The following is a 22,792-nucleotide window of genomic DNA, read 5'->3' as shown; positions in this document are numbered from 1 at the left end:
TCAGGCGCCGCGCCAGCCCAGGCGCTGCGAGATCTCCTGCGCGGCCGTCTTGAGCGCGCGCGCCGTGGCGCCGTCCCAGCGGGTGTCGAGCACCGCCGCCGGGGCGATGGCGGTGAGCGCCAGCACGACGGCGCCGCGCGCGTCGAACACCGGCGCCGCCATCGCGCTCACGCCCGGCACGATCTCACCCTCGGAGCGCGAGACGCCGTGCCGGCGCACCTCCTCGAGCTGCGCCGCGAAAGCCTCCCAGGTGGGCAGCGCCAGCGCCGGCATGCCGGCCTCCGACAGGGCGCCGGGCTCCGGCGCGCGGCGGCGCTCGGCCTCCAGCGTGGCGCGCACCACCGATTCGTCCAGATAGGCGCCGAACAGCCGCCCGGAGGCCGTGCCCGCCAGCGAGAACACCGTGCCGTGCCGCATCGCCACGTGCACCGCGGCCGGCGACTCGGCGATGCGCACGATGGTGGCGCCGCGGTCGCCCCACACCGCCAGCGCCAGCGTCTGGCCGGTGCGCCGGGCCAGTTCCTCGATCACCGGCGCGGCCACCTGCACCGGGCTGGCCTGGGCCATCGCGATCAGCCCCAGTTGCAGCGCCAGCGGGCCGAGCAGATAGTGGCCGCTGGCGCGGTCCTGCTCGATCAGGCCCAGGCGCCCGAAGCTCACCATGTACGGATGCGCCTTGGCCGGCGTCATCTCCGCCTCGCGCGCCAGGTCCTTCAGGGCCATCGGCCGGCCGCTGTGCACCAGGGCTCGCAGCAACTGGCCGCCCACCTCGATGCTCTGGATGCCGCGCTGCGCCGCGGCGCGCTCGCTGTCCTCGCTCATGCCCGACCTCGACGTTTGTTCATGGAGAAAACATTAGACATTATCTGATTGAGCATCTAGACTTGCATCAAATTCGCAATAGACGAACATATTCAATTTAGACAAACACAGGAGCCAAGCCCCATGAATCAGCCCGCCAAGGCCTTCGCCAGCCAGGCCGACCTCGAAGAGAAGAAGGTCAGCTTCAGCCAGATCTCCGAACACGCCTGGGCCTACACGGCCGAGGGCGACCCGAACACCGGCATCGTGATCGGCGACGACGCCGTGCTGGTGGCCGACACCCAGGCCACGCCGGCGATGGCGGCCGACGTGATCCGCCGCATCCGCGAAGTGACGGACAAGCCCATCAAGTACGTGGTGCTCACGCACTACCACGCGGTGCGCGTGCTGGGCGCCAGCGCCTATGGCGCGCAGCAGATCCTCGCCAGCCAGGACACCTACGACTTGATCGTCGAGCGGGGCGAGCAGGACAAGGCCAGCGAGATCGGCCGCTTCCCGCGCCTGTTCGCCGGCGTCGAGACCGTGCCGCCGGGCATGACCTGGCCGACCATGACCTTCACCGGCAAGATGACCGTCTGGCTGGGCAAGCTGGAGGTGCAACTGCTGCAGCTCGGCCGCGGCCACACCAAGGGCGACACGGTCGTCTGGCTGCCCGGCGAGAAGACGCTGCTCTCGGGCGACCTGGTGGAGTTCGACGCCACGCCCTACGCCGGCGACGCCTACTTCCAGGACTGGCCGAAGACGCTGGACAACATCGCCGCGCTGCAGCCGAAGGCGCTGGTGCCTGGCCGCGGCGCCGCGCTCACCACGCCGGAAGACGTGGCCCGCGGCCTGGCCGGCACGCGCGACTTCATCGCCGACGTGTGGGCCAGCGTGAGCGAGGGCGCCCGCGCCGGCAAGGACCTGAACACGGTCTACCGGGAGACCTACGCGAAGCTCAAGCCCAGGTACGGCCACTGGGTCATCTTCGACCACTGCATGCCCTTCGACGTGACGCGCTGCTACGACGAGGCCACGCAATACGCCGACCCGCGCGTGTGGACGGCCGAGCGCGACATCGAGATGTGGAAGACGCTGGAAGGGCAATAAGAAAAGCAGCCCCCGCAGAACGACGGAGACGACAGATGAAGCTGAACGACCTCGCGTCGGCCGGCGCGCCGCAGATCGACTACCAGCAGGTGGTCTTCGACTACGCACTGCACGCCGACCAGCGGGCCGCCGCGCCGGTGCGCCACCCGGTCGTGGTGGTCGGCGCCGGCCCCATCGGGCTGGCCCTGGCCATCGACCTGGCGCAGCAGCAGGTGCCGGTGGTGCTGCTGGACAACGACCACCGCCTCTCGACCGGCTCGCGCGCCATCTGCTTTTCCAAGCGCTCGCTGGAGATCTTCGACCGCCTGGGCTGTGGCGAGCGCATGACGGCCAAGGGCGTGTCGTGGAAGCTCGGCCGCGTGTTCCTGCAGGGCGAGCAGGTCTACGAATTCGATCTGCTGCCGGAAGAGGGCCACGAGCGTCCGGCCTTCGTCAACCTGCAGCAGTACTACGTCGAGGGCTTCCTGGCCGAGCGCGCCGCGCAACTGCCGCTGATCGACCTGCGCTGGAAGAACACGGTGACCGGCGTGGAGCCGCAGGGCGACCACGTGCTGCTGAGCATCGAGACGCCCGACGGCCCCTACCGGCTGCGGGCCGACTGGGTCGCCGCCTGCGACGGCTCGCGCTCGGCGGTGCGCCGGCTCATCGGGCAGGAGAGCACCGGCCGCGTCTTCAAGGACCGCTTCCTCATCGCCGACGTGAAGATGGACGTGCAGTTTCCGGCCGAGCGCTGGTTCTGGTTCGACCCCGCCTTCCACCCCGGCCAGAGCGTGCTGCTGCACATGCAGCCCGACGGCGTGTGGCGCATCGACTTCCAGCTCGGCTGGCAGGCCGACCCGGAAGAGGAGAAGAAGCCCGAGAAGATCGTCCCGCGCGTGCGCGCGATGCTCGACGCCTCGCCTTTCAAGGGCACCGAGTTCACGCTCGAATGGGCCAGCGTCTACACCTTCGCCTGCCAGCGCATGGCGAGCTTCCGCCACGGCCGCGTGCTGTTCGCGGGCGACTCGGCGCACGGCGTCTCGCCCTTCGGCGCGCGCGGCGCCAACTCCGGGCTGCAGGACGCGGAGAACCTCGCCTGGAAGCTCGCCGCCGTGCTGCGCGACGAGGCGCCCGATGCGCTGCTGGACAGCTACGCCCGCGAGCGCGAGATGGCGGCGGACGAGAACATCCGCCACTCCACCCGCTCCACCGACTTCATCACGCCCAAGAGCGAGGCCAGCCGCCTCTTCCGCGACGCCGTGCTGCACCTGGCGCGGCGGCACGACTTCGCGCGGCGGCTGGTCAACAGCGGCCGGCTGTCGGTGCCGGCGACGCTGCACGATTCGGTGCTGAACACGCCCGACGCCGATGCCTTCGAGGGCGCGATGGTGCCGGGCGCGGTGGCGGCCGACGCGCCGGTGGCCGAGGGCTGGCTGCTGCGCGGCCTGGGCGGCACGCGCTTCGCCGCGCTGGTCTTCGGCAGCGGCGAGGCGGCCGGGCGCAGCGCGCAGGCCCTGGCCGGCGCCGACCGCCCGATCGAGGTGCTGCGCGTGCCGCTGGACGCGGCCCACGCGCTGGCCGCGCGCCGCTACGACGCGCGCGAGGGCACCACCTACCTGCTGCGCCCCGACCAGCACGTGTGCGCCCGCTGGCGCGCCCCCACGGCCGAGGCCGTGCGCGCGGCCTTCGACCGCGCCCTGGCCAGGGCATGAAGGAGAACGAGCCATGACTGCCACCGCCGATCACCTGACCACCGCGCCGAACATGCCGTCGCCGGACGACTTCTACGAGGCGCTGATCGACGCGCACCAGGACCTCACGACCGAGCAGAGCCACGCCTTCAACGCGCGCCTCGTCCTGCTGCTGGCCAACCACATCGGCAGCCTGCCCGTGCTGCGCGAGGCCCTGGCCGCCGCGCGAGAAGAATGAAACACCCCCAGTCTTCGCGGACTTCGTTCCGCTCCGCCAACCCCCTCAAGGGGGCACACGCAGCGGCCCGGCGAAGCCGGTTCCGCGCGTGTTCCCGCATGGCCTGCTCCGCGGCCTTCGGTCCAGCGGACTTTTCCGGATACATCGCCTTCCATCGAGGAGCCACACCATGACCTCTACCGCCGACACCCTGCGCTACCAGAGCGGCTTCGGCAACGAGCACGCCACCGAGGCCGTGCCCGGCGCGCTGCCGCAGGGCCGCAACAGCCCGCAGCGCGCGCCCTTCGACCTGTACCCGGAGCTGATCTCCGGCACCGCCTTCACCGCGCCGCGCCACGAGAACCGCCGCACCTGGATGTACCGCCGCCAGCCCTCGGTGGTGGCCGGCCGCTACCAGCCCTACGCGCAGCCGCTGTGGACGACCGGCGGCGACCGCGAGACGGCGCTCGCGCCCGAGCCGATGCGCTGGCATCCGATCCCCTTCGAGCCCGGCGCCGAGACCGACTTCGTCGACGGCATGCGCACCCTGGCCGCCAACGGCGATGCCGACGCGCAGTGCGGCGTCGGCTCGCTGGTCTACCTTGCGACCAAGTCTATGGAGCGGCGCGCCTTCGTCAACGCCGACGGCGAGCTGCTGGTGGTGCCGCAGCAGGGCCGCCTGGTCATCACCACCGAGCTGGGCGTGCTCGACGTCAAGCCCGGCGAGATCGCTGTGCTGCCGCGCGGGCTGGCCTTCAAGGTGGCCGTGCCCGACGGTCCTTCGCGCGGCTATGTCTGCGAGAACTACGGCGCGCAGTTCCGCCTGCCCGAACTGGGCCCGATCGGCTCCAACGGCCTGGCCAATGCGCGCGACTTCCTGGCGCCCGTCGCGGCCTACGAAGACAGCAACGCCCCTTACGAACTCGTCAAGAAGTTCGGCGGCCGCTTCTGGCGCGCGCCGGCCAAGGGCACGCCCTTCAACGTGGTGGCCTGGCACGGCAACCTCACGCCGGTGAAGTACGACACCGTCAACTTCATGACGATCGGCTCCATCAGCTTCGACCACCCGGACCCGTCGATCTTCACCGTGCTCACCTCGCCCAGCGACACGCCCGGCACGGCGAATTGCGACTTCGTCATCTTCCCGCCGCGCTGGCTGGTGATGGAGGACACCTTCCGTCCGCCCTGGTACCACCGCAACCTGATGAGCGAGTTCATGGGCCTGGTGTACGGCGAATACGACGCCAAGCCCGGCGGCTTCAAGCCCGGCGGCGCCAGCCTGCACAACGCGATGGTGCCGCACGGCCCGGATGAGGAAGCCTTCGAGAAGGCGTCGACGGTCGACCTGAAGCCGCAGAAGCTGGACAACACGCTGGCCTTCATGTTCGAGAGCCGCTACCGTTTCATCCCCACCGCCTTCGCGCTCAACACCGCGCCGCTGGACACCGGCTACGCCGACTGCTGGGCCGGCCTCAAGGACCAGTTCAGCAAGCCCTGAACGAAAGACTCACCATGTACGACATCGACGCCACCCACGACCCCAAGCGCACGAGCTGGGTCGAGTCCGCCAACGCCGCGGGCAGCGACTTCCCCATCCAGAACCTGCCCTTCGGGCGCTTCCGCCGCAAGGGCAGCGGCGAGGCCTTCCGCATCGGCGTGGCCATCGGCGACCAGGTGCTGGACCTGCGCGCCGCGGGCCTCGTCGACACCGACGACATGAACGCGCTGATGGCCGCCGCGCCGGCCGGGCGCCGAGCGCTGCGCGCGAAGCTCTCCGACGGCCTGGCCGCCGGCAGCACGCAGCAGGCCGCGTGGGCCCAGGCGCTGGTGCCGCAGGCCGACTGCGAGTACACCGTGCCCTGCCGCGTCGGCGACTACACCGACTTCTACACCGGCATCCACCACGCCACCACCATCGGCAAGCTGTTCCGTCCCGACCAGCCGCTGATGCCCAACTACAAGTGGGTGCCCATCGGCTACCACGGCCGCGCCAGCTCCATCGTCGTCAGCGGCACGCCCTTCAAGCGCCCGCAGGGCCAGACCAAGGCGCCCGATGCGGCCGAGCCGAGCTTCGGCCCCTGCAAGCGGCTGGATTACGAGCTGGAACTGGGCTTCTACGTCGGCCAGGGCAACGCGCTGGGGCAGCCCGTCGGCATCGACGACGCGGAAGCGCACCTGTTCGGCGTGGGCCTGTTCAACGACTGGTCGGCGCGCGACCTGCAGGCCTGGGAATACCAGCCGCTGGGCCCCTTCCTGGCGAAGAACTTCGCCTCCACCGTCTCGCCGTGGATCGTGACGATGGAGGCGCTGGCGCCCTTCCGCGCGCCCTTCACCCGGCCCGCGGGCGACCCGCAGCCGCTGCCGTACCTCGACGGCGCCGCCAACCGCGAAGGCGGCCAGCTCGACATCACGCTGGAGGTGCTGGTCCAGACCGCGAAGATGCGCGAGCAGGGCGAGGCGCCCGCGCGCCTCACGCACGGGCTGGTGAAGGAAGCCGCCTACTGGACCGCCGCGCAGCTCCTGGCGCACCACACCGTCAACGGCTGCAACCTGCAGCCGGGCGACCTGCTGGGCTCGGGCACGCTGTCGGGCCCCACGCCCGACGCGGCCGGCTCGCTGATGGAACTGACGCTGGGCGGCAAGCAGCCCATCACGCTGCCGGGCGGAGAGCAGCGCACCTTCCTGCAGGACGGCGATACGCTGGTGCTGCGCGGCTGGTGCGAGCGCGCGGGCGCGGTGCGCATCGGCTTCGGCGAGGCCAGCGGGACGGTGCTGGCGTAGGCGCACGCCGACAGCCCGGCGCGGCGCCCGCGCAAGAAGTGCGTGAAAAATGCCTCATTCACGCACCGTTCATCCTCTTACGACAGTCAGAACCGGCGTCGTCCTACCGGATGCGGCAGGGCGCTGCTGGCACAACTGCCAGCGCACCAACACTTCGGAGTGGTGATCTGGAGATGCGCCAATGACATCCATCAGGAAGAGGAAGCTTTTTGTAGCGGCCGCCATCGCGCTCGGCGTGGGCGGCACGGCCTTCGCCCAGGGCGTCGAGCCGACGCTGCTGCCCGCCAACCCGGCCCTCGCGGCCGGCCAGCAGCTCATGTCGCCCTACGGCTCCACGCCGATGGGCGAGACGGGCATCTCGGCCCGCGAGCCCTGGCAGCCCGCGCCGCCCGTGGTCGTGGCCCCGCCACCGCCGCCGCCGCCCCCGCCGCCGGTCGTGGCACCCCCGCCACCACCGCCGCCGCCTCCGCCGCCCCCGCCGCCGAGGCCGCCGCGTTCCGACCGCAACTGACGGCCTTCGGCCGACCATCGCATCCCCTCGAAGAGGGGCTGTGAGACACTGGAGAGCCGGGTCGCCCCGGCTCTTTTTTCCGCCCCCGTCCGTTCGTCCACACCGCACGCCGCCGGCCATGCACCCACTGCTTTCCGCCACCGCGCCCGTGCTGCTCGCATGCAGCCTGGCCTTCGCGCCGCTGGCGCATGCACGCAGCACGGCCGGCAAACCCGTGCCGCCCGAACTGCGCGCCGCGACGGTGCAGGCCTCCCCCGAGGCGCTGGACCTGGCGGCTCGCGTCATCCGCGCCCGCAACAACGAGGGCAAGGCCTTCGCCGTCGTCGACAAGCCGCATGCGGCGGTGTCGGTGTTCGACGAACAGGGCCGCTTGCTGGGCACCTCGCCCGTGCTGCTCGGGCTGGCCAAGGGCGACGATTCGGTGCCGGGCATCGGCGAGCGGCCGATGCGCCTCATCAAGCCGCACGAGCGCACCACGCCGGCCGGCCGCTTCGTCGGCGAGCCGGGGCGCAACGCCAAGCGCGAGGACATCGTGTGGGTGGACTACAGCGTCGCCGTGTCGATGCACCGCGTGCGGCCGCTGGTGAAGGCCGAGCGCCGCCTGGAGCGCCTGGCCTCGGACACCAGCGAGGACAACCGCATCTCCTACGGCTGCATCAACGTGCCGGCCGACTTCTACGACGCGTGGGTCAAGCCCAACCTGAGCGACCGCGTCGGCATCATCTACGTCATGCCCGACCAGAAGCGCCTGGCGGAGGTGTTCGACTTCCTCCAGACGCCGCAGGCGGCGTCCGGGCAGTGAGCGCCGGCGGCGCTCATTGGAAGCCTTCGCGCTGACGCGCTGCGGTGCGAGCGCCTTCGGGCGGCCGGGCGGCGCTCAGGCCGCCGCCAGGAAGCGCTCCGCCAGCAGCACCCAGTAGGCGGCGCCCAGCGCGACGTTGTCGTCGTTGAAGTCGTAGCCCGGGTTGTGCACCATGCAGGCACCCGCGCTGTCGCCGTCACCGTTGCCGATCAGCAGGTAGCTGCCGGGCACCTTCTCCAGCATGAAGGCGAAGTCCTCGCTGCCGGTGAGCGGCGGCGCCTGCAGCGTGACGCGCTCGGCGCCCACCAGGTCGAGCGCCACCTGGCGCGCGAAGTCGGTTTCCTCCGGCGTGTTGACCAGCACCGCGTAGCCCTTGCGCCAGTCGACCTGCGCGCTGCAGCCGAAGCTCTCGGCCTGCGCGGCGACGATGGCCTTGATGCGCTGCTCCAGCAGCGCGCGCACCTCGCGGTCGAGCGCGCGCACGCTGATCTCCAGCGTGGCGGCGGCCGGGATCACGTTGTTGGCCTGGCCGGCATGCAGGGCGCCCACCGTCACCACCGCCGTGTGCAGCGGATCGACGTTGCGCGACACCACCGTCTGCAGCGCCATCACGATGCTGGCGGCCGCCACCACCGGGTCGGCGGCGCGGTGCGGTATCGCGCCGTGGCCGCCGATGCCGGCGACCGTCACCGTCGCGTAGTCCGACGAGGCCATGGTCGGGCCGTCGCGCAGCGCGAAGCGGCCTTGCGCCAGTCCGGGCATGTTGTGCATGGCGAACACGGCGTCGCAGGGGTACTTGTCGAACAGGCCGTCGTCGATCATGCGCACGGCGCCGCCGCCGCCTTCCTCGGCCGGCTGGAAGATCAGGTGCAGCGTGCCGCTGAAGCGCCCGCGCGCGGCCAGGTGGTGCGCCGCGGCCAGCAGCATGGCGGTGTGGCCGTCGTGGCCGCAGGCGTGCATCACGCCGTGGTGGCAGCTCGCGTAGGGCAGGCCGGTGGCCTCCTCGATCGGCAGAGCGTCCATGTCGGCGCGCAGGCCCAGGCGCCGCCGGCCGCCGCCGCGCACCAGCCGGCCGACCAGGCCGGTGCCGCCCAGGCCGGTCTCCACCTCGTAGCCCCAGGCCCGCAGCTTCTCGGCCACCAGCGCCGCGGTGCGGTGCTCGCCGAAGGCCAGCTCCGGATGGCGGTGGATGTCGCGGCGGATGTCGACGAAGGGCGCCGCCTCGCGCCGCAGGTCTTCCAGCAGGGGGTTCATGGCAGGATCCTCATTGCGGCTGCAGGTTGACGGATTTCGCGATCGCGCGGTAGCGGGCGATCTCGCCATCGTAGAACGCTGCCGACTCGGCCAGCGTCATCGGCGGCGCTGCCAGCGAGGTCTGCGCCGCGAGCTGCGCGCGCACCTCCGGGTCCTTGAGCGTCGTGCCGATGGCCTGGTGCAGGCGCTGCACGACGGCCTCGGGCGTGTTCTTCGGAACCATGAAGCCAGCCCAGATCTTGTACGAGAAGTCTTTCAACTCCTTGCCCTCGCTGACCGCGGGCACGTTCTTCAGCAACTCGGAGCGCTGCGCACCGAGCTGGCCGATCACCTTGATCCGGCCCTGCTCGGCCATCGCGCCCATCGCCGCGCTGTAGACCAGCACCGCGAAATCGACGCTGCCGCCGGCCAGGTCGTTCAGCAGCGGCGCATTGCCCTTGTAGGGCGCATGCAGCATCTTCGTGCCCGTGCGCTGCTGCACGTCTTCCAGGATCAGGTGGTAGAGCGAGCCGATGCCGACGCTGCCGTAGGTCAGCGGCTTGTCGCCCGACTTGCGCGCCAGCGCGATCAGCTCGTCGACGCTGTTGACCGGCAGATCCTTGCGGGTGAGGAAGACCATCACCGCGTCGGTGATCGGGTGCACCAGGCGGAAATCCTCGGCCTTGAGCTTCACGGCCGCGTTGGCCAGCGGCGCCAGGATCACTTCGTTGGGCGAGCCCTGGAAGATGTAGTGGCCGTCGGCCGGCGCCGCCAGCACCTTCTGCGCGGCCAGGGCGCCGCTCACGCCGCCGAGGTTGTCCACGATCACCGTCTGCCCCAGCGCCTTGCCCAGCGGCGTCGCGAAGATGCGCGCCATGGCGTCGGAGGGGCCGCCCGCCGGGTACGGGACCATCAGCGTGACCGGCTTGGCCGGATAGCCCTGCGCAAGGGCCAGGCCGGCTGCCGCCAGCAGGCCGGCGCCGAGGACCGCGACGCGCAGGGGCCGCAGCAGGTGCTTCATCATGGTGTCGTCTCCTGTGTCTTTGCTTCGGGAAAAAAGCGGCCCGGAGCCGGGCTGCGGGCGCATCCTAGGAGCCGCCGGATGCAAGGTCCAATGCATTGTTCTTTGATTTAGCATGAGTCGAATGCAGCTTTTCCCGGCCTGTCGCCCATGACCCTGGTCCAGCTCCGGCACCTGATCTCGCTCGCCCAGACCGGCTCCTTCAGCAAGTCGGCGCAGGCGCTGCACCTGACGCAGCCGGCGCTCAGCCGCAGCATCCGCGCGCTGGAGGACGAACTGGGCGTGCCGCTGTTCGACCGCATCGGCCGCCGCAACGAACTCACCCCCTTCGGGCACGAGGTGCTGCAGCGGGCGCAGCGCCTGGTGCTCGATGCCGGCGAGCTGCGCGACAGCGGCCGCCAGCTCCGCCAGGCCGAGGGCGGCGAGCTGCGCGTCGGCATGGGCTCCGGCCCCGGCGCCATGCTGATGACGCCGCTGCTGCTGCGCATGGCGACGCGCCATCCGGGGGTGCGGGTGGTGGTGGCGCGCGGCGGCACCGAGCAGCTCGTGCAGGCACTGCGCGCCGGCACGCTGGACGCGCTGGTGCTGGATGCGCTGTCGCTGCGGCCCGCGCCCGACCTGCGCCTGGCGATGGCGCGCGAGATGCGCGGCGTCTTCATGTGCCGGCCGGGCCATCCGCTGGCCCGGCTGCGCCGGGGCGTGCGCTTCGAGCAGGTGCAGCGCTACCCGATCGCCTCCACGCCGTTGAGCGACGAGGTGGCGCGCGCGCTGGTGGAGGCCTACGGCCCGCAGGCGCACCCGGCCGCCTGCGTCACCCTGCAGTGCGAGGAGGTGCCCAGCCTGGTCGACGTGGCGCGGCACAGCGACGCGGTGCTGCTGGCCATCCGCGCCGCGGCGCCGGACCTGGTCGAGCTGGACATGCGCCCGGCGCTGCGCCGCGTGGCGCGCTTCGCGCTGGTGACGCTGGAGCGGCGCACCGAGGCGCCGGCGATCGGCATCCTCGGCGAGCTGATCGACGCGCTGCTGAAGGATTGAGCCTTCTCATGCGACAGCGCGTTCGATCCACAAGAACCGTTCGGGCTGAGCTTGTCGAAGCCTCGCGCGGCGCTTCGACCCTTCGTCAGGCCCAGGACAGGCCAAGCTCAGCCTGAACGGTTGCCGGCATGCACGCGCTCACTCCTCGCGCCGGAACTGCGCCGCATCCAGCCCCTGCCGCTTGAGCTTGTCGTACAGCGTCGCCTTGGGAATGCCCAGGTCCTTCGCCGCCTGGCCCACGTCGCCGTGCCGGCGCCGCAGCGACTCGGCCAGCAGGGTGCGCTCGATCTGCTCCATGTGCTCCGGCAGCGAGACGCCCCGGCCGCCGGCGCCCAGCGCGTCCGAGAACGACTCGCCCAGCAGCCCGAGCACGAAGCGGTCGGCCACGTTGCGCAGCTCGCGCACGTTGCCCGGCCACGCATGGCCGAGCAGCGCCGACAGCGCCTGCGTGTCGGGCACCGGCGCGCTCTGCCCGTAGCGCTGCGCCGCCTGCAGCGTGAAGTGCTCGAACAGCAGCGGGATGTCCTCGCGCCGCTCGCGCAGCGGCGGCAGCTCGATGAAGGCCACGCCCAGGCGGTAGTACAGGTCGGCGCGGAAGCGCCCCGCCTCGCTGGCCTCGCGCAGGTCGGTCTTGCTGGCGGCGACCACGCGGCAGTCCACCGGCACGGCCTGGTTGGAGCCGACCCGCTCGATGCTGCGCTCCTGCAGCGCGCGCAGCAGCTTGACCTGCACCGCCAGCGGCATGCTCTCGATCTCGTCGAGGAACAGCGTGCCGCCGTCGGCGTGCTCGAACTTGCCGATGCGGCGCTTGAGCGCGCCGGTGAAGGCGCCGGCCTCGTGGCCGAAGAGTTCGCTGTCGACCAGGTTCTCGGGCAGGCCGCCGCAGTTGACGGGCACGAAGTGGCCGTCGCGCCGGCGGCTGCGCTCGTGCAGGCAGCGCGCCACCAGGTCCTTGCCGGTGCCGGTCTCGCCGTAGATCACCACGTCGGCCGGCGTGGCGGCCAGCGTGCGCACCGCCTGGCGCACGCGCTCCATGGCGGCGGAGCGGCCGATCAGCGCGGCCTGGATGCCGCTCCAGTCGTCCAGCTGCCGCCGCAGCGACGCCACTTCCAGCGCCAGCCGGCGCTGCTCGGCGGCGCGCCGCACCACCGCCACCAGGCGCTCGGAGGCGAAGGGCTTCTCGATGAAGTCGTAGGCGCCGTCGCGCATGGCCTGCACCGCCATCGCGATGTCGCCGTGGCCGGTGGCGAGGATGACGGGCAGCTGCCCGTCGAGCCGGTGCAGCTCGGCCAGCCATTCGGTGCCGCTCTTGCCGGGCAGCTTCACGTCGCACACGACGACGACCGGCGCGCCCTCGGCGACGGCGGCGCGCGCGGGCTCGACGGCGCCGAAGGCCTCGACCGCGAAGCCGGCCAGGTCCAGCGCCTGCGCGGCGCCCACGCGCACGTCCTCGTCGTCCTCGACCAGGATCACGCGGATGGGGTGCGGTGCGTCGGCGGCCATGTGGCGCTCATTCTGCCGCCGGCAGGTCCACCAGGAAGGCGGCGCCCATGCCGGGCGGCAGCTCCTCGCCGCGCGCCGGTCGTAGCGCGCCGCCGAAGGCCTGCACGATGTGCGCCGAGATCATCAGCCCCAGGCCCAGCCCGCGCCCGGCCGGCTTGGTGGTGAAGAAGGGCTCGAACAGGCGCGCCGCGACCTCGGGCGGGATCGGCGGGCCGCTGTTGGCGACGACGATGCGGCAGGGCGCGCCGGGCGGCGGCGCCGCGGCCTCGACGGCGATGCGCCGCGGCCTGTCCGGTGCGTGGGGCGCGCCCTCGGCCATCGCGTCCAGCGCATTGCCCAGCAGGTTGCCCAGCACCTGCACCAGCCGCGTCTCCTCGGCCAGCACGGCCAGCGTGGGCGGGTGCAGCGCCACGGCCACCGCCACGCCCATGTCGCGCACGCGCTGGGCGTGCAGCGCCAGCGCCTCGCGCACCGCCTGGTCCAGCGGCACCGGCTCGGGCGGCTCGGTGCGCTTGTGCGCGAACACCTTGAGCTGCGCGGTGAGCCGGCCCAGGCGCTGCACGAGCTGCGCGATGCGGCCCAGGTTGGCGCCGGCCTCCCCGGCGCGGCCGCGCTCCAGCAGCAGCACGGCGTTGTCGGAGAGGGTGCGCAGCGCCGCCAGCGGCTGGTTCAGCTCGTGCACCATGCCGGCCGACATCTGGCCCAGCACGGCGAGCTGGCCGGCGTGCACCAGCTCGGCCTGCGCGGCGCGCAGCTCGGCGGTGCGCTCCTGCACGCGGCGCTCCAGCGAGTCGTGCGCGGCCTGCAGCGCGGCGCGGCTGGCGAGCTGCTCGCGCACCATGCGCCGGCGCTGGCGCAGCACCAGCGCCGCCAGCAGCAGCACGGCGGTCAGCAGCGCGGCGCTGGCGGCGGCGCCGCGGGCGGCGGCGCGCACCGGCGCCTCGTCGCTCAGCAGCAGCAGGCGCCAGCGGCCGTCGTCGGCGGCGTGGCCGGTGGCGACGTAGGCCCGGCCCTCGAAGCGCACGCGCAAGGAGTGCGCGTCCAGCCGCTGCAGCTCGCGCCAGGCCAGCGGCGTGAGCGGCGCATCGCCGTAGCGCCGGGCCTGGGCCACCTCCTGCCGCGCGGCGTCGTCCAGCGGTGCGAGCGGGCGGTATTTCCAGTCGGTGTGCGAGGCCAGCACCACCACGCCGCGCGTATCCACCAGCAGCAGCTCGCCCTGCATCTGCGACCAGGCCTGCTCGGTGCGCCGCAGGTCCACCTTCACCGTCGCCACGCCGCGCAGCGGGCCGCCGCGCGGCAGCGCGTAGGCCAGGTAGTCGCCGGGCACGCCGCTGGTCACGCCCAGGCCGTAGAAGCGGCCGCGGCCGGTGGCCAGCGCGTCGCGGAAGTAGGGGCGGTAGGACAGGTCGCGCCCGGCCGGCGTGCCGGGCTGGCCGTCGTCGCTGGAAGCGGCGACGTAGCCGGTGGGGTCGAGCACGTAGAGGATCTCGGCGCCAGCGATGGCGTTGAGCGCGTGCAGGTAGCGGCTGGCCTCGGCGCGGCGCGCGGCGTCGCGCGGGGCGGCCAGCAGCGCCAGCACCTGGGGCGAGGTCTCCAGCAGCGCGGGCAGGAACTCGAAGCGCGCCAGCTCGCCTTCGAGCCGCGTGGCCTCCACGTCCAGCCGGTGGCTGGCCGCCTCGCCCAGCCGCGCCAGGCCGGCGCGCAGGGCCACGGCGTGGGCGGCCCAGGCCGCCAGGGCCACCAGCGCGAGCATGCCGGCCGCGCCGCCCAGCCGGCGCAGCCAGCGCCGGCCGCCTGCAGGGAAAGGCGGCGGGGCCGGCGCCGCGCCCCCGGTCGCTGCTGTCGTCGTTGCTGCTGCCACCGCCGCAGTATGGCTATGTGGCGCAGGCATGGGTGTCAGTCTTCCATGGCGCTGCGCGCCGCCCGCAGCCTGCAAGGCAGAACGCCCTTCCCCGCTCCGAAGGCCGCGGAGCAGGCCATGCCAGGGCACCCGAGGAACTGGCTTGGCCAGGCCTCCGGGTGCGCCCCCCTCCCGCCGAAGGCGAGAGAGGGGGGAGCGGCGAAGCCGCTTGGGGGGTGCTTCATTTCAACCGGCGGCGTGCGGCTGCGCCGGGAAGCGCTGGTCCACCGCGTCGAGCACGCGCTCCGGCTCGTCGGCCTCGGCGGCCGTCTCGTGCGAGAGGACTTCCTTCATGCGGCTGGTGTCCAGGTCGCCCGTCCAGCGGCCCACCACCACGGTGGCCACGGCGTTGCCGATCAGGTTGGTCAGCGCGCGCGCCTCGCTCATGAAGCGGTCGATGCCGAGGATGAGCGCGAGGCCCGCCACCGGCACGTGGCCCACCGCCGAGAGCGTGGCCGCCAGCACGATGAAGCCGCTGCCGGTGACGCCGGCCGCGCCCTTGGAGGTGAGCAGCAGCACCAGCAGCAGCGTGACCTGGTGCGTGATGTCCAGCGGCGTGTTGGTGGCCTGGGCGATGAACACGGCCGCCATCGTGAGGTAGATCGAGGTGCCGTCCAGGTTGAACGAGTAGCCGGTGGGCACCACCAGGCCGACGGTGGACTTGCGCACGCCCAGGTTCTCCAGCTTGGCCATCAGGCGCGGCAGCGCGGCCTCGGAGCTGCTGGTGCCCAGCACGATCAGCAGTTCCTCCTTGATGTACTTGACGAGCTTCCACACCGAGAAGCCGTGCACGCGCGCGACGATGCCCAGCACCACGAAGATGAACAGCAGGCAGGTGGCGTAGAAGGTGCCCATCAGCAGCGCCAGCGACTTGAGCGAGCCCACGCCGTACTTGCCGATGGTGAAGGCCATCGCGCCGAAGGCGCCGATGGGCGCGACCTTCATGATGTAGCCGACGATGACGAACAGCACGTGCGAGGTCTTCTCGATCATGTCGAACACCAGCGTGCCGCGGCCGCCGAAGCGGTGCAGCGCGAAGCCGAACATCACCGCCACCAGCAGCACCTGCAGCATCTCGCCCTTGGCGAAGGCGTCGACGATGGTGCTGGGGATGATCGCCAGCAGGAAGTCCACCGTGCCCTGCATCTTGCCGGGCGCGGTGTAGGCGGCGATGGCCTGGGTGTCGAGCGTGGCCGGGTCCACGTTCATGCCGGCGCCGGGCTTGACCAGGTTGACGATGACCAGGCCCAGGACCAGCGCCACCGTGCTGCCGATCTCGAAGTACAGCAGCGCGTAGCCGCCGGTCTTGCCGACCTTCTTCATGTCCTCCATGCCCGCGATGCCGACCACCACGGTGCAGAAGATGATCGGCGCGATGATCATCTTGATGAGCTTGATGAAGGCGTCGCCCAGCGGCTTCATGTCGGTGCCGAGCGACGGGTAGAAGTGGCCGAGCAGCACGCCCAGCACGATGGCCGTCAGCACCTGGAAGTACAGCGACCGGTAGAAGGGTTTGGAAGAGGAGGAGGGCGGGGAAATGTCGTCGTGTGCCATGGCGCAGCCGCTTGTCTCTGGAAGGAAAAGGGCTGTCTCCTGGGCAAGGACGATGCCAGCGCCGCCGGCCCGCCGGACGCGCGCAAGTGCTTGATTTGCAAGGGAATGCGGCCGGCCGCCCGGGGCCGCCGCCGGCGGTGCCGGAATCCCGCCCGGCCCCGCGTCGAACCGGCCGGACGCGAATGCCCGGGAAAACCCTGGGTCAGCCCGTGGCGCTGCCCATGCCGAAGGCCTCGTGCCGCGCGGCCACCGCGTCCACGTCGTGGCTGAGCACCACCAGGTCGTGCATGGCGCCGTGGCGGTCGGCCACGTGGCGGTGCAGCAGCGCCTCGGGCCGGAAGCCCAGGTCCTCGAAGATGGCGATGGCGCCGCGCTGGGCGATGGTCATCTGCGCCACCAGCTTCTTCAGGCCCAGCTCCAGCGCCTGCGCGAAGCACTCCTGGATCAGCGCGCGCCCCAGCCCCTTGCCGCGGCCGGCCGGCGACACCAGCACGCGCAGCTCGCCCACGTGGCGCGACCAGCTCAGCCGGTCGATGGCGATGGCCGTGCAGCCGACCATGGTGCCGCCGTCGCGCGCGGCGAGGCTGGCCAGGTGGCCCTTGTCCAGCGCGCGCATCCAGGCATCGATCACCTTGGGGTGGCTGATGTCGCGCGGCACGAAGAGCAGGTCGTCGGCCGGCAGTCCGGCCACGAAGGTGACCAGCGCCTCGCGGTCGCCGCTGGTCATGCGGTCGATCTCGATCGGCGTGCCGCCGCAGTCGATGCGGCGCGGGTAGGTGCGGATGTCGGTGTCGGTCATAGGGAGCGCCCCTCCAGCCAGGCGTCGAGCTTGGGCCACATGCGCTTGACGGCGTTGGGCCCGGCGGCGATGCTGACGTGGCCGCCCGGCAGGACGACCTCCTCCTTGTCGGCCGAGCCGACGCGCTGCACCAGCGGCGCCGCGCAGGCCGGCGGCACGATGTGGTCGTACTGCGCCACCACGTGCAGCAGCGGCACGGTGATGTCGCCCAGGTCGACCGGGCGCCCGCCGATGCGCAGCGTGCCTTCGTACAGCGCGTTGCGGCGCAGCAGCTCCTGGGTGGTCTGGCGGAAGTAGCCGCCGGGCAGCGGCAGCGTCTCGTTGCCCCAGCGCTCCATCATGCGGAAGCCCTTGACGAACTGGTCGTTCCAGAGGTTGTCCCACAGCCGGATCTGCCCGGCGACGCGGCTGGCCGGCCGCAGCGCCTCGAAGCCGCCGGCGACGAAGTCGGCGGGCACGATGCCGTTCTTCTCGACGAAGCGGTCCACGTCGAAGCTCTTCTCGTCCGCCATGGCGCGGAACAGCTCCATCTGCGAGAAGTCGACGGGCGTGGTGAAGCAGGCCAGGTTCCTCACCGGCCCGTCGGCGTGCAGCGACTGGTAGATCACCGACAGCATGCCGCCCGCGCAGTAGCCGATCAGGTTGATGTCCTCCTCGCCCGAGTCCTGCTGTACCCGGCGGATGCAGTCGGGGATGAAGTCCAGCGCGTAGTCGTCGATCTTCAGGTCGCGTTCGCGCGGCGAGGGCGCGTGCCAGTCGATCATGTAGACGTCGTAGCCGCGCTGCAGCAGGAACTCGATCAGGCTCTGGCCCGGCGCCAGGTCAAGGATGTAGCCCTTGTTGGTGGGCGCCATCACGATCAGCAGCGGGATGCGGTAGACCTCGTCCGTCACCGCGTGGTAGTGCACCAGCTCCAGCGTGCCGCGGCGGTGCAGCGAGGTCTTGGGCGTGCGCCCGACGGTGGGCGGCGGCGCGCCGAGCAGCTCGATGCCCTTGAGGCTGCGCTGCACCGCGCGCTCGACCTCCAGCCGCAGGCGCTCGGCCAGGGCGGGGTCGTCCTGGCGCGCGGGGGCGGTTTGGGTGGCCATGGCTCAGCGCTTCGAGGTGCGGCGCGCCGCGGTGGTCTTCCCGGCCGGGGCCCTGGCGGCGCGGCGCGCGGGCTGCGGCGCAGGTTCGGGCGTGGTGGCGGGCGCGGCCGCCGCGGTCTGCGGCCTGCGCGTGCGGGCCGGCCGGGGCACGCTCTCCTGCGCGGGCAGCAGGCGGTCGAGCTTCTCCTCGACGCGCTGCAGCGCGGCCATCACCTCCGCCAGGTCCTTGCGGCTGGGCAGCTGGGCGCGCCGCAGGTAGGCCTCGACCATCTTCTCGAACACCTGCTGCATGCCGGTGCCGACGGTCGTGGCGTGCTGCAGCGAGCGCATCAGCTCGGGCGACTTCATGCCGCCGGCGGCCAGCGCGTTGGCATCGTTCTCCAGCCGGGCCAGCGCATCGCGCCACATCTGCAGCGGGTCGGGGAACAGCGAGGACGCCATCTCGGGTCTCCTTGTCTTCTTCTGCCGCCGGCCGGCGAAGCTGCCCGGCCGCCGCGGCGCATGGCCGCCCCCGCAATGTAGCGGCTCATCCGGGCGGCGTGGGCAGGGTCTTCAGCCGGCCTGCACCGCATGCGCGCCGATCGCGTCCACGATCGGCGCCCAGGTGGACTGCGGCAGGGCGTGGCCCATGTGCGGGATCGTCACCATGCGCGCGCCCGGCACGCTGCGCGCCACGTCGCGGCCGCATTCGATCGGCACCAGCGGATCGGCGTCGCCGTGGATCACCAGCGTGGGCGCGCGCACCGAGGCCAGGCGCTCGCGCCGGCTGCCCGAGGCGAGGATGGCCGCGAGCTGGCGCGCGTAGCCGGCCGGGTTGAGCCCGCGCGCATAGGCGCGCTCGGCGCGCGGCGCGTCCAGCGCCTCCTCGTGCGTGTCGCTGCCGGCGCGCAGCACCTTCATCACCTGCTGGTGGCGCGTGACGTAGCCGGCGCGGTCGGTGGGGGTGGGCGTCATCAGCACCTGCAGCGCCTCCGGCCGCGGCGGCGGCAGGTCGGGCGCGCCGCTGGTGGCCATGATCGACACCAGCGTGCGCACCCGCTGCGGGTGCCGCAGCGCGATCTCCTGCGCGATGGCGCCGCCCATGGAGGCGCCGACCACGTGCGCGCCGTCGATGCCCAGCGCGTCGAGCAGGGCCACCGTGTCCTGCGCCATGTCGGCCAGCGTGTAGGGCACGCTGGCGGGGTCGATGGGCAGGCCGGCCAGCGCCTGCCCGAGCAGCTTGCCGATGTCGGGCAGGCCGGCGGCGGCGAGGTGGGTCGACTGGCCGATGTCGCGGTTGTCGAAGCGGATCACGCGAAAGCCGCGCGCGGCCAGTTGCCCGCAGAAGGCCTCGTCCCACGCGATCATCTGGGTGCCCAGGCCCATGATGAGCACCAGCGGCGGCGCCGCCGGGTCGCCGAAGCTGTCGTAGGCCAGCGTCATGCCGTTGCAGGCGGCGAAGAGGGTCGGGGGTGGATCGCGGTGCATGGTGGTGAGGGTGATGGCCTGTCTTGTTCCGGCCGTCTTGTCGCACACGAGGCGCCGCGGCCGAAAGGTTCGATCAGACCACGCGGCGGTGAGTTTGGGCCAGACCTGCGCACGTGGGGAATCTCCCCGTATCTGCGCGGGCCGGCCGTTCGTTATCCTCGCGGCCCCATGTGCGGCAGACGTCGCGGTGTCGACGTCCCGAGGGAGAAAGAACCGTGCACCGCTCGCCACCCGACTTCGAGCCGCGCGTCTATACGCCCCAGCGGATCGCCGCCGTCGTCGCCACGCTGGCGGAGGACGGCGTCGCCGCGGCCGAGGTGCTGCGCGGCAGCGGCGTCGGCGAGGCCGAGCTGCATACGCCGGCGACGCGCATCTCCTACGCTCAGGTCGTCACCGTGTTCCGCAACGCGCTGCGGCTCTCGCGGGACCCCGCGGTGGCGCTGCGCGCCGGCGCGCGCATGCACATCACCGCCTACGGCATCTGGGGCTACGCGCTGCTGAGCAGCCGCACCTGCGCCGAGATGCTGGAGTTCGCGGTCAAGTACCGCCGCGTCATCGGCCCGATGGCCGACATGCGCTACGACCACGCCGCCGATCCCTCGGTCTGCGCCTTCGAGGCGGTGCTCACGCCCGACCCGCGCGACGAGCTCCACCGCTTCGCCATCGAGTTCACCTACGCCGCGCACCAGACGCTCAGCCGCGACATCTACGGCGACGGCTTCGGCTTCTCGGCGGTGCGCGTGGCCTACCCGGAGCCGGCCCATGCGCAGGCGTGCCGCGCCTTCTTCGGCTGCCCCGTGCACTTCGGCCAGCCGTGCAACGAGCTGCAGTTCGACGCCGCGTGGAGCACGCGCCCGCCCAGCACGCACGACCCGATCACCCACGCGATGACGCGCGAGATGTGCCAGCAGTTCCTGTCCGAGTTGGCGCACGCGGGCGGCACCGCGGCCAGGGTGCGGCAGGCGCTGACGCAGCAGATGCCCTGGCGCTTCCCCAGCATCGAGTCGATGGCCCGCGAGATCGACATGGAGCCGCGCACCCTGCGCCGCCGGCTGGAGATGCAGGGCACCTCGTACCGCCAGATCCTGGCGGACGTGCGGCGCGCGCTGGCCATCGAGTACCTGCGCAAGACGCGCATGACCACCGAGGAGATCGCCAGCCGGCTGGGCTACAGCGACGCGGCGAACTTCCGGCATGCCTTCGCGCGCTGGACGGGCAAGACCCCGCAGGCCTACCGCCAGCGCTGACGCGCGCGGCCGGCGCCGCCCGGCCTGAAATCACCGGGAAGCGGGCTGATCGCACCTTTTCATGTCGCGGCGCGCGCGGAAAGATGGCCGCACGCCGACGCCGCGTGCCATGGATGCAGGGCACGGCGACGACGCACACAAGCGCCGGCCGGGCCCGTCCCGCCACGGCGCGAAGGAGACGACATGAAGGCACCGGGCCCCAGGCACCGGGACGCCCGGGCACGCCTGCCCGGGCCCGAGGAAACCACGCTGTCACGCACATCGCGCCCCGCGCGCGGGCGGCCCTTCGCGCGCCGGCCCGGCCAAGCATCACTTCCTGGAGACGAACGATGAACGACAAGCCCTGGCTGGCTTCCTACCCCGACGGCGTGCGCTGGGACGCCGACATCCGGCCCACGCCCGTGCAGCAGATCCTGGCCGACGCCGTCGCCGGCTTCCCCGACCGGCCGGCCATCGACTTCATGGGCCGGCGGCTGAGCTACCGCGAGCTGGGCGCGCTGGCGGACCGCGCCGCCGCGGGCCTGCAGAAGCTGGGCGTCGGCCCCGGCGTGCACGTGGGCCTGTTCCTGCCCAACACGCCGCACTACCTGATCGCCGTCTTCGGCGTGCTGCAGGCCGGCGGCACGGTGGTCAACTATTCGCCGCTGGACGCCGCCAAGGTGCTGCAGCACAAGATCGAGGACAGCCGCACCGACTTCCTCCTCACCCTGGACCTGGCCGCCCTGTACCCGCAGATGGCCGCCATGCTCGGCAGGACGCGGCTGAAGAAGCTCATCGTCGGCAGCGTGGCCGAGATGACCGGCGCGCCCGAGGCGGTGGCCGCGCAGATGAAGGCGAAGAACGAGACCGTCGAGCTGCCGGCCGACGACCGCCACCTGCGCTTCGCCGAGCTGATCGACAACGACGGCCGGTACACGCCCCACCCGGTGGGCGACCCGCGTGAGGCGCTGGCCGTCCTGCAGTACACCGGCGGCACCACCGGGCTGCCCAAGGGCGCGATGCTCACGCACGCCAACCTGTCCTCGGCCGTCGAGCAGGTGGTGATCACGCAGTTCGGCACGCCGCCGGTGCTGGCGATGGGGCAGGAGAAGCTGCTGGCCGTGCTGCCGCCCTTCCACATCTACGCGCTCACGGTGAACCTGCTGCTGGGCGTGCGCCTGGCCGCCGAGATCGTGCAGCACGTGCGCTTCGACCCCAAGGCCGCGCTGCGCGACATCGCCGAGAAGAAGCTCACCACCTTCTGCGGCGTGCCCACCATGTTCACCGCCGTCATCGGCGACCCCGACACGCCGAAGCACGACCTGCACTCGCTCAAGCTGTGCAACTCCGGCGGCGCGCCGCTGCCGGTGGAGGTGGGCGAGCGCTTCAAGGCCGTGACCGGCACTTGGCTGGCCGAAGGCTGGGGCATGACGGAGACCTCGCCCACCGGCACCTTCTCGCCGGCGCACGGCAAGCGCAAGGCCGGCTCCTGCGGCATCCCGCACCCGGGCGTGACCATCCGGATGCTCGACTTGGAGAACCCGACCCGCTACGTGCCCCTGGGCGAGAAAGGCGAGATGTGCATCCAGGGCCCGAACGTGATGAAGGGCTACTGGAACAAGCCCGAAGCCACGGCCGAGAGCACCACCTTCGACGGCCTGTTCCGCACCGGCGACGTCGCCTACATGGACGAGGACGGCTTCGTCTTCATCGTCGACCGCTGCAAGGACATGCTGCTGTGCAGCGGCTACAACGTCTACCCGCGCGTGCTGGAGGAGGCGATCTACCAGCACCCTGCCGTGCACGAGGTGGCGGTGATCGGCGTGCCCGACGCCTACCGCGGCCAGTCGCCCAAGGCCTTCGTCACGCTCAAGCCGGGCGCCGCGCCCTTCACGCTGGAGCAGTTGCAGGCCTTCCTGAAGGACCGGCTGGGCAAGCACGAGATGGTGCACGGCCTGGAGATCCGCGACGCCCTGCCGAAGACGCCGGTGGGCAAGCTGTCGAAGAAGGACCTGGTCGAGGAAGAGGCGCGCCGGCGCGAGGCCGCCTGAAGCGGCGCGGCCGCGCCTCGTCC

General features: G+C 72.1%; 20 protein-coding genes. 10 read left to right on the top strand and 10 right to left on the bottom strand.

Going from position 1 to position 22,792, the window contains the following annotated elements; genetic code table 11:
* Positions 1-822 carry an IclR family transcriptional regulator gene (locus Q392_RS01260; RefSeq protein WP_038200422.1) on the bottom strand — a complete coding sequence of 274 codons (822 nt, stop codon included), beginning with the start codon at positions 820-822 and terminating at the stop codon, positions 1-3.
* 123 nt (positions 823-945) lie between these two features.
* Here Q392_RS01260 and Q392_RS01255 point away from each other — a divergent pair, with 123 nt between their 5' ends.
* The 7 genes from Q392_RS01255 to Q392_RS01225 all read left to right on the top strand — a co-directional run bounded on the left by Q392_RS01255 (position 946) and on the right by Q392_RS01225 (position 7,892).
* Positions 946-1,911 carry an MBL fold metallo-hydrolase gene (locus tag Q392_RS01255; protein WP_038200421.1) on the top strand — a complete coding sequence of 322 codons (966 nt, stop codon included), beginning with the start codon at positions 946-948 and terminating at the stop codon, positions 1,909-1,911.
* A 35-nt stretch (positions 1,912-1,946) separates the two neighbouring features.
* Positions 1,947-3,602, top strand: coding sequence for an FAD-dependent oxidoreductase (locus Q392_RS01250; RefSeq protein WP_038200420.1), 1,656 nt, complete (start codon positions 1,947-1,949; stop codon positions 3,600-3,602).
* Positions 3,603-3,615: 13 nt separating this feature from the next.
* A complete protein-coding gene (locus tag Q392_RS01245) occupies positions 3,616-3,819 on the top strand; it encodes a DUF2783 domain-containing protein (protein ID WP_038200419.1) in 204 nt (67 codons plus the stop codon).
* A gap of 169 nt (positions 3,820-3,988) precedes the next feature.
* Complete coding sequence (gene hmgA / locus Q392_RS01240; RefSeq protein ID WP_038200418.1) at positions 3,989-5,296, top strand: homogentisate 1,2-dioxygenase; 1,308 nt, start codon at positions 3,989-3,991, stop codon at positions 5,294-5,296.
* 14 nt (positions 5,297-5,310) lie between these two features.
* On the top strand, positions 5,311-6,579 hold the full coding sequence (gene fahA / locus Q392_RS01235; RefSeq protein ID WP_038200417.1) for a fumarylacetoacetase: 1,269 nt from the start codon (positions 5,311-5,313) through the stop codon (positions 6,577-6,579).
* A 181-nt stretch (positions 6,580-6,760) separates the two neighbouring features.
* Positions 6,761-7,090 carry a hypothetical protein gene (locus Q392_RS32550; RefSeq protein WP_157007681.1) on the top strand — a complete coding sequence of 110 codons (330 nt, stop codon included), beginning with the start codon at positions 6,761-6,763 and terminating at the stop codon, positions 7,088-7,090.
* 118 nt (positions 7,091-7,208) lie between these two features.
* The gene (locus Q392_RS01225) at positions 7,209-7,892 is read left to right on the top strand and encodes a hypothetical protein (protein WP_038200547.1); all 684 of its coding nucleotides are present in this window, start codon (positions 7,209-7,211) and stop codon (positions 7,890-7,892) included.
* Between the two features lie 75 nt (positions 7,893-7,967).
* On the opposite strand, the gene Q392_RS01220 is transcribed toward Q392_RS01225, so the two are convergent.
* Positions 7,968-9,146 carry a M20 aminoacylase family protein gene (locus Q392_RS01220; RefSeq protein WP_038200416.1) on the bottom strand — a complete coding sequence of 393 codons (1,179 nt, stop codon included), beginning with the start codon at positions 9,144-9,146 and terminating at the stop codon, positions 7,968-7,970.
* Positions 9,147-9,156: 10 nt separating this feature from the next.
* Entirely contained in the window at positions 9,157-10,146 is a 990-nt protein-coding gene (locus Q392_RS01215) for a tripartite tricarboxylate transporter substrate binding protein (protein WP_038200546.1), read from the bottom strand.
* 150 nt (positions 10,147-10,296) lie between these two features.
* Between Q392_RS01215 and Q392_RS01210 the strand changes: the two genes are divergently transcribed.
* A complete protein-coding gene (locus Q392_RS01210) occupies positions 10,297-11,181 on the top strand; it encodes a LysR family transcriptional regulator (RefSeq protein ID WP_038200415.1) in 885 nt (294 codons plus the stop codon).
* Positions 11,182-11,319: 138 nt separating this feature from the next.
* On the opposite strand, the gene Q392_RS01205 is transcribed toward Q392_RS01210, so the two are convergent.
* From Q392_RS01205 to Q392_RS01175, 7 genes are all read right to left on the bottom strand, one after another.
* Positions 11,320-12,684, bottom strand: coding sequence for a sigma-54-dependent transcriptional regulator (locus Q392_RS01205; protein WP_038200414.1), 1,365 nt, complete (start codon positions 12,682-12,684; stop codon positions 11,320-11,322).
* 7 nt (positions 12,685-12,691) lie between these two features.
* Positions 12,692-14,575 carry a sensor histidine kinase gene (locus tag Q392_RS01200; RefSeq protein ID WP_084216753.1) on the bottom strand — a complete coding sequence of 628 codons (1,884 nt, stop codon included), beginning with the start codon at positions 14,573-14,575 and terminating at the stop codon, positions 12,692-12,694.
* 195 nt (positions 14,576-14,770) lie between these two features.
* Positions 14,771-16,138 carry a dicarboxylate/amino acid:cation symporter gene (locus tag Q392_RS01195; RefSeq protein ID WP_038200413.1) on the bottom strand — a complete coding sequence of 456 codons (1,368 nt, stop codon included), beginning with the start codon at positions 16,136-16,138 and terminating at the stop codon, positions 14,771-14,773.
* A gap of 202 nt (positions 16,139-16,340) precedes the next feature.
* Positions 16,341-16,937, bottom strand: coding sequence for a GNAT family N-acetyltransferase (locus Q392_RS01190; RefSeq protein WP_038200412.1), 597 nt, complete (start codon positions 16,935-16,937; stop codon positions 16,341-16,343).
* Entirely contained in the window at positions 16,934-18,025 is a 1,092-nt protein-coding gene (locus tag Q392_RS01185) for a PHA/PHB synthase family protein (RefSeq protein ID WP_038200411.1), read from the bottom strand. The genes Q392_RS01190 and Q392_RS01185 overlap by 4 nt, the downstream gene beginning before the upstream one ends.
* A 3-nt stretch (positions 18,026-18,028) precedes the next feature.
* A complete protein-coding gene (locus Q392_RS01180; protein ID WP_038200410.1) occupies positions 18,029-18,466 on the bottom strand; it encodes a hypothetical protein in 438 nt (145 codons plus the stop codon).
* Positions 18,467-18,577: 111 nt separating this feature from the next.
* Positions 18,578-19,540 (bottom strand): alpha/beta fold hydrolase, encoded by a 963-nt coding sequence (locus Q392_RS01175; protein WP_245610610.1) that lies wholly within the window; start codon positions 19,538-19,540, stop codon positions 18,578-18,580.
* A 167-nt stretch (positions 19,541-19,707) separates the two neighbouring features.
* On the opposite strand from Q392_RS01175, the gene Q392_RS01170 reads away from it, so the two are divergent.
* Both Q392_RS01170 and Q392_RS01165 read left to right on the top strand, forming a co-directional pair.
* Positions 19,708-20,739, top strand: coding sequence for an AraC family transcriptional regulator (locus tag Q392_RS01170; protein ID WP_211260187.1), 1,032 nt, complete (start codon positions 19,708-19,710; stop codon positions 20,737-20,739).
* A gap of 329 nt (positions 20,740-21,068) precedes the next feature.
* The gene (locus Q392_RS01165; protein WP_038200408.1) at positions 21,069-22,769 is read left to right on the top strand and encodes a long-chain-fatty-acid--CoA ligase; all 1,701 of its coding nucleotides are present in this window, start codon (positions 21,069-21,071) and stop codon (positions 22,767-22,769) included.
* Positions 22,770-22,792: the final 23 nt, after the last annotated feature.

Source organism: Xenophilus azovorans DSM 13620 (assembly GCF_000745855.1).
Taxonomy (GTDB): domain Bacteria; phylum Pseudomonadota; class Gammaproteobacteria; order Burkholderiales; family Burkholderiaceae_C; genus Xenophilus; species Xenophilus azovorans.
This window is presented reverse-complemented; position numbering and strand designations above follow the sequence as displayed.

Coding starts and splice junctions, on each gene's coding strand:
- Q392_RS01195 (WP_038200413.1), bottom strand. CDS start 16,138: ATGGCACACGACGACATTTCCCCGCCCTCCTCCTCTTCCAAACCCTTC.
- Q392_RS01200 (WP_084216753.1), bottom strand. CDS start 14,575: ATGCCTGCGCCACATAGCCATACTGCGGCGGTGGCAGCAGCAACGACG.
- Q392_RS01220 (WP_038200416.1), bottom strand. CDS start 9,146: ATGAACCCCCTGCTGGAAGACCTGCGGCGCGAGGCGGCGCCCTTCGTC.
- Q392_RS01215 (WP_038200546.1), bottom strand. CDS start 10,146: ATGAAGCACCTGCTGCGGCCCCTGCGCGTCGCGGTCCTCGGCGCCGGC.
- Q392_RS01255 (WP_038200421.1), top strand. CDS start 946: ATGAATCAGCCCGCCAAGGCCTTCGCCAGCCAGGCCGACCTCGAAGAG.
- Q392_RS01260 (WP_038200422.1), bottom strand. CDS start 822: ATGAGCGAGGACAGCGAGCGCGCCGCGGCGCAGCGCGGCATCCAGAGC.
- Q392_RS32550 (WP_157007681.1), top strand. CDS start 6,761: ATGACATCCATCAGGAAGAGGAAGCTTTTTGTAGCGGCCGCCATCGCG.
- Q392_RS01250 (WP_038200420.1), top strand. CDS start 1,947: ATGAAGCTGAACGACCTCGCGTCGGCCGGCGCGCCGCAGATCGACTAC.
- Q392_RS01225 (WP_038200547.1), top strand. CDS start 7,209: ATGCACCCACTGCTTTCCGCCACCGCGCCCGTGCTGCTCGCATGCAGC.
- Q392_RS01190 (WP_038200412.1), bottom strand. CDS start 16,937: ATGACCGACACCGACATCCGCACCTACCCGCGCCGCATCGACTGCGGC.
- Q392_RS01180 (WP_038200410.1), bottom strand. CDS start 18,466: ATGGCGTCCTCGCTGTTCCCCGACCCGCTGCAGATGTGGCGCGATGCG.
- Q392_RS01165 (WP_038200408.1), top strand. CDS start 21,069: ATGAACGACAAGCCCTGGCTGGCTTCCTACCCCGACGGCGTGCGCTGG.
- Q392_RS01205 (WP_038200414.1), bottom strand. CDS start 12,684: ATGGCCGCCGACGCACCGCACCCCATCCGCGTGATCCTGGTCGAGGAC.
- Q392_RS01185 (WP_038200411.1), bottom strand. CDS start 18,025: ATGGCCACCCAAACCGCCCCCGCGCGCCAGGACGACCCCGCCCTGGCC.
- hmgA (WP_038200418.1), top strand. CDS start 3,989: ATGACCTCTACCGCCGACACCCTGCGCTACCAGAGCGGCTTCGGCAAC.
- fahA (WP_038200417.1), top strand. CDS start 5,311: ATGTACGACATCGACGCCACCCACGACCCCAAGCGCACGAGCTGGGTC.
- Q392_RS01245 (WP_038200419.1), top strand. CDS start 3,616: ATGACTGCCACCGCCGATCACCTGACCACCGCGCCGAACATGCCGTCG.
- Q392_RS01210 (WP_038200415.1), top strand. CDS start 10,297: ATGACCCTGGTCCAGCTCCGGCACCTGATCTCGCTCGCCCAGACCGGC.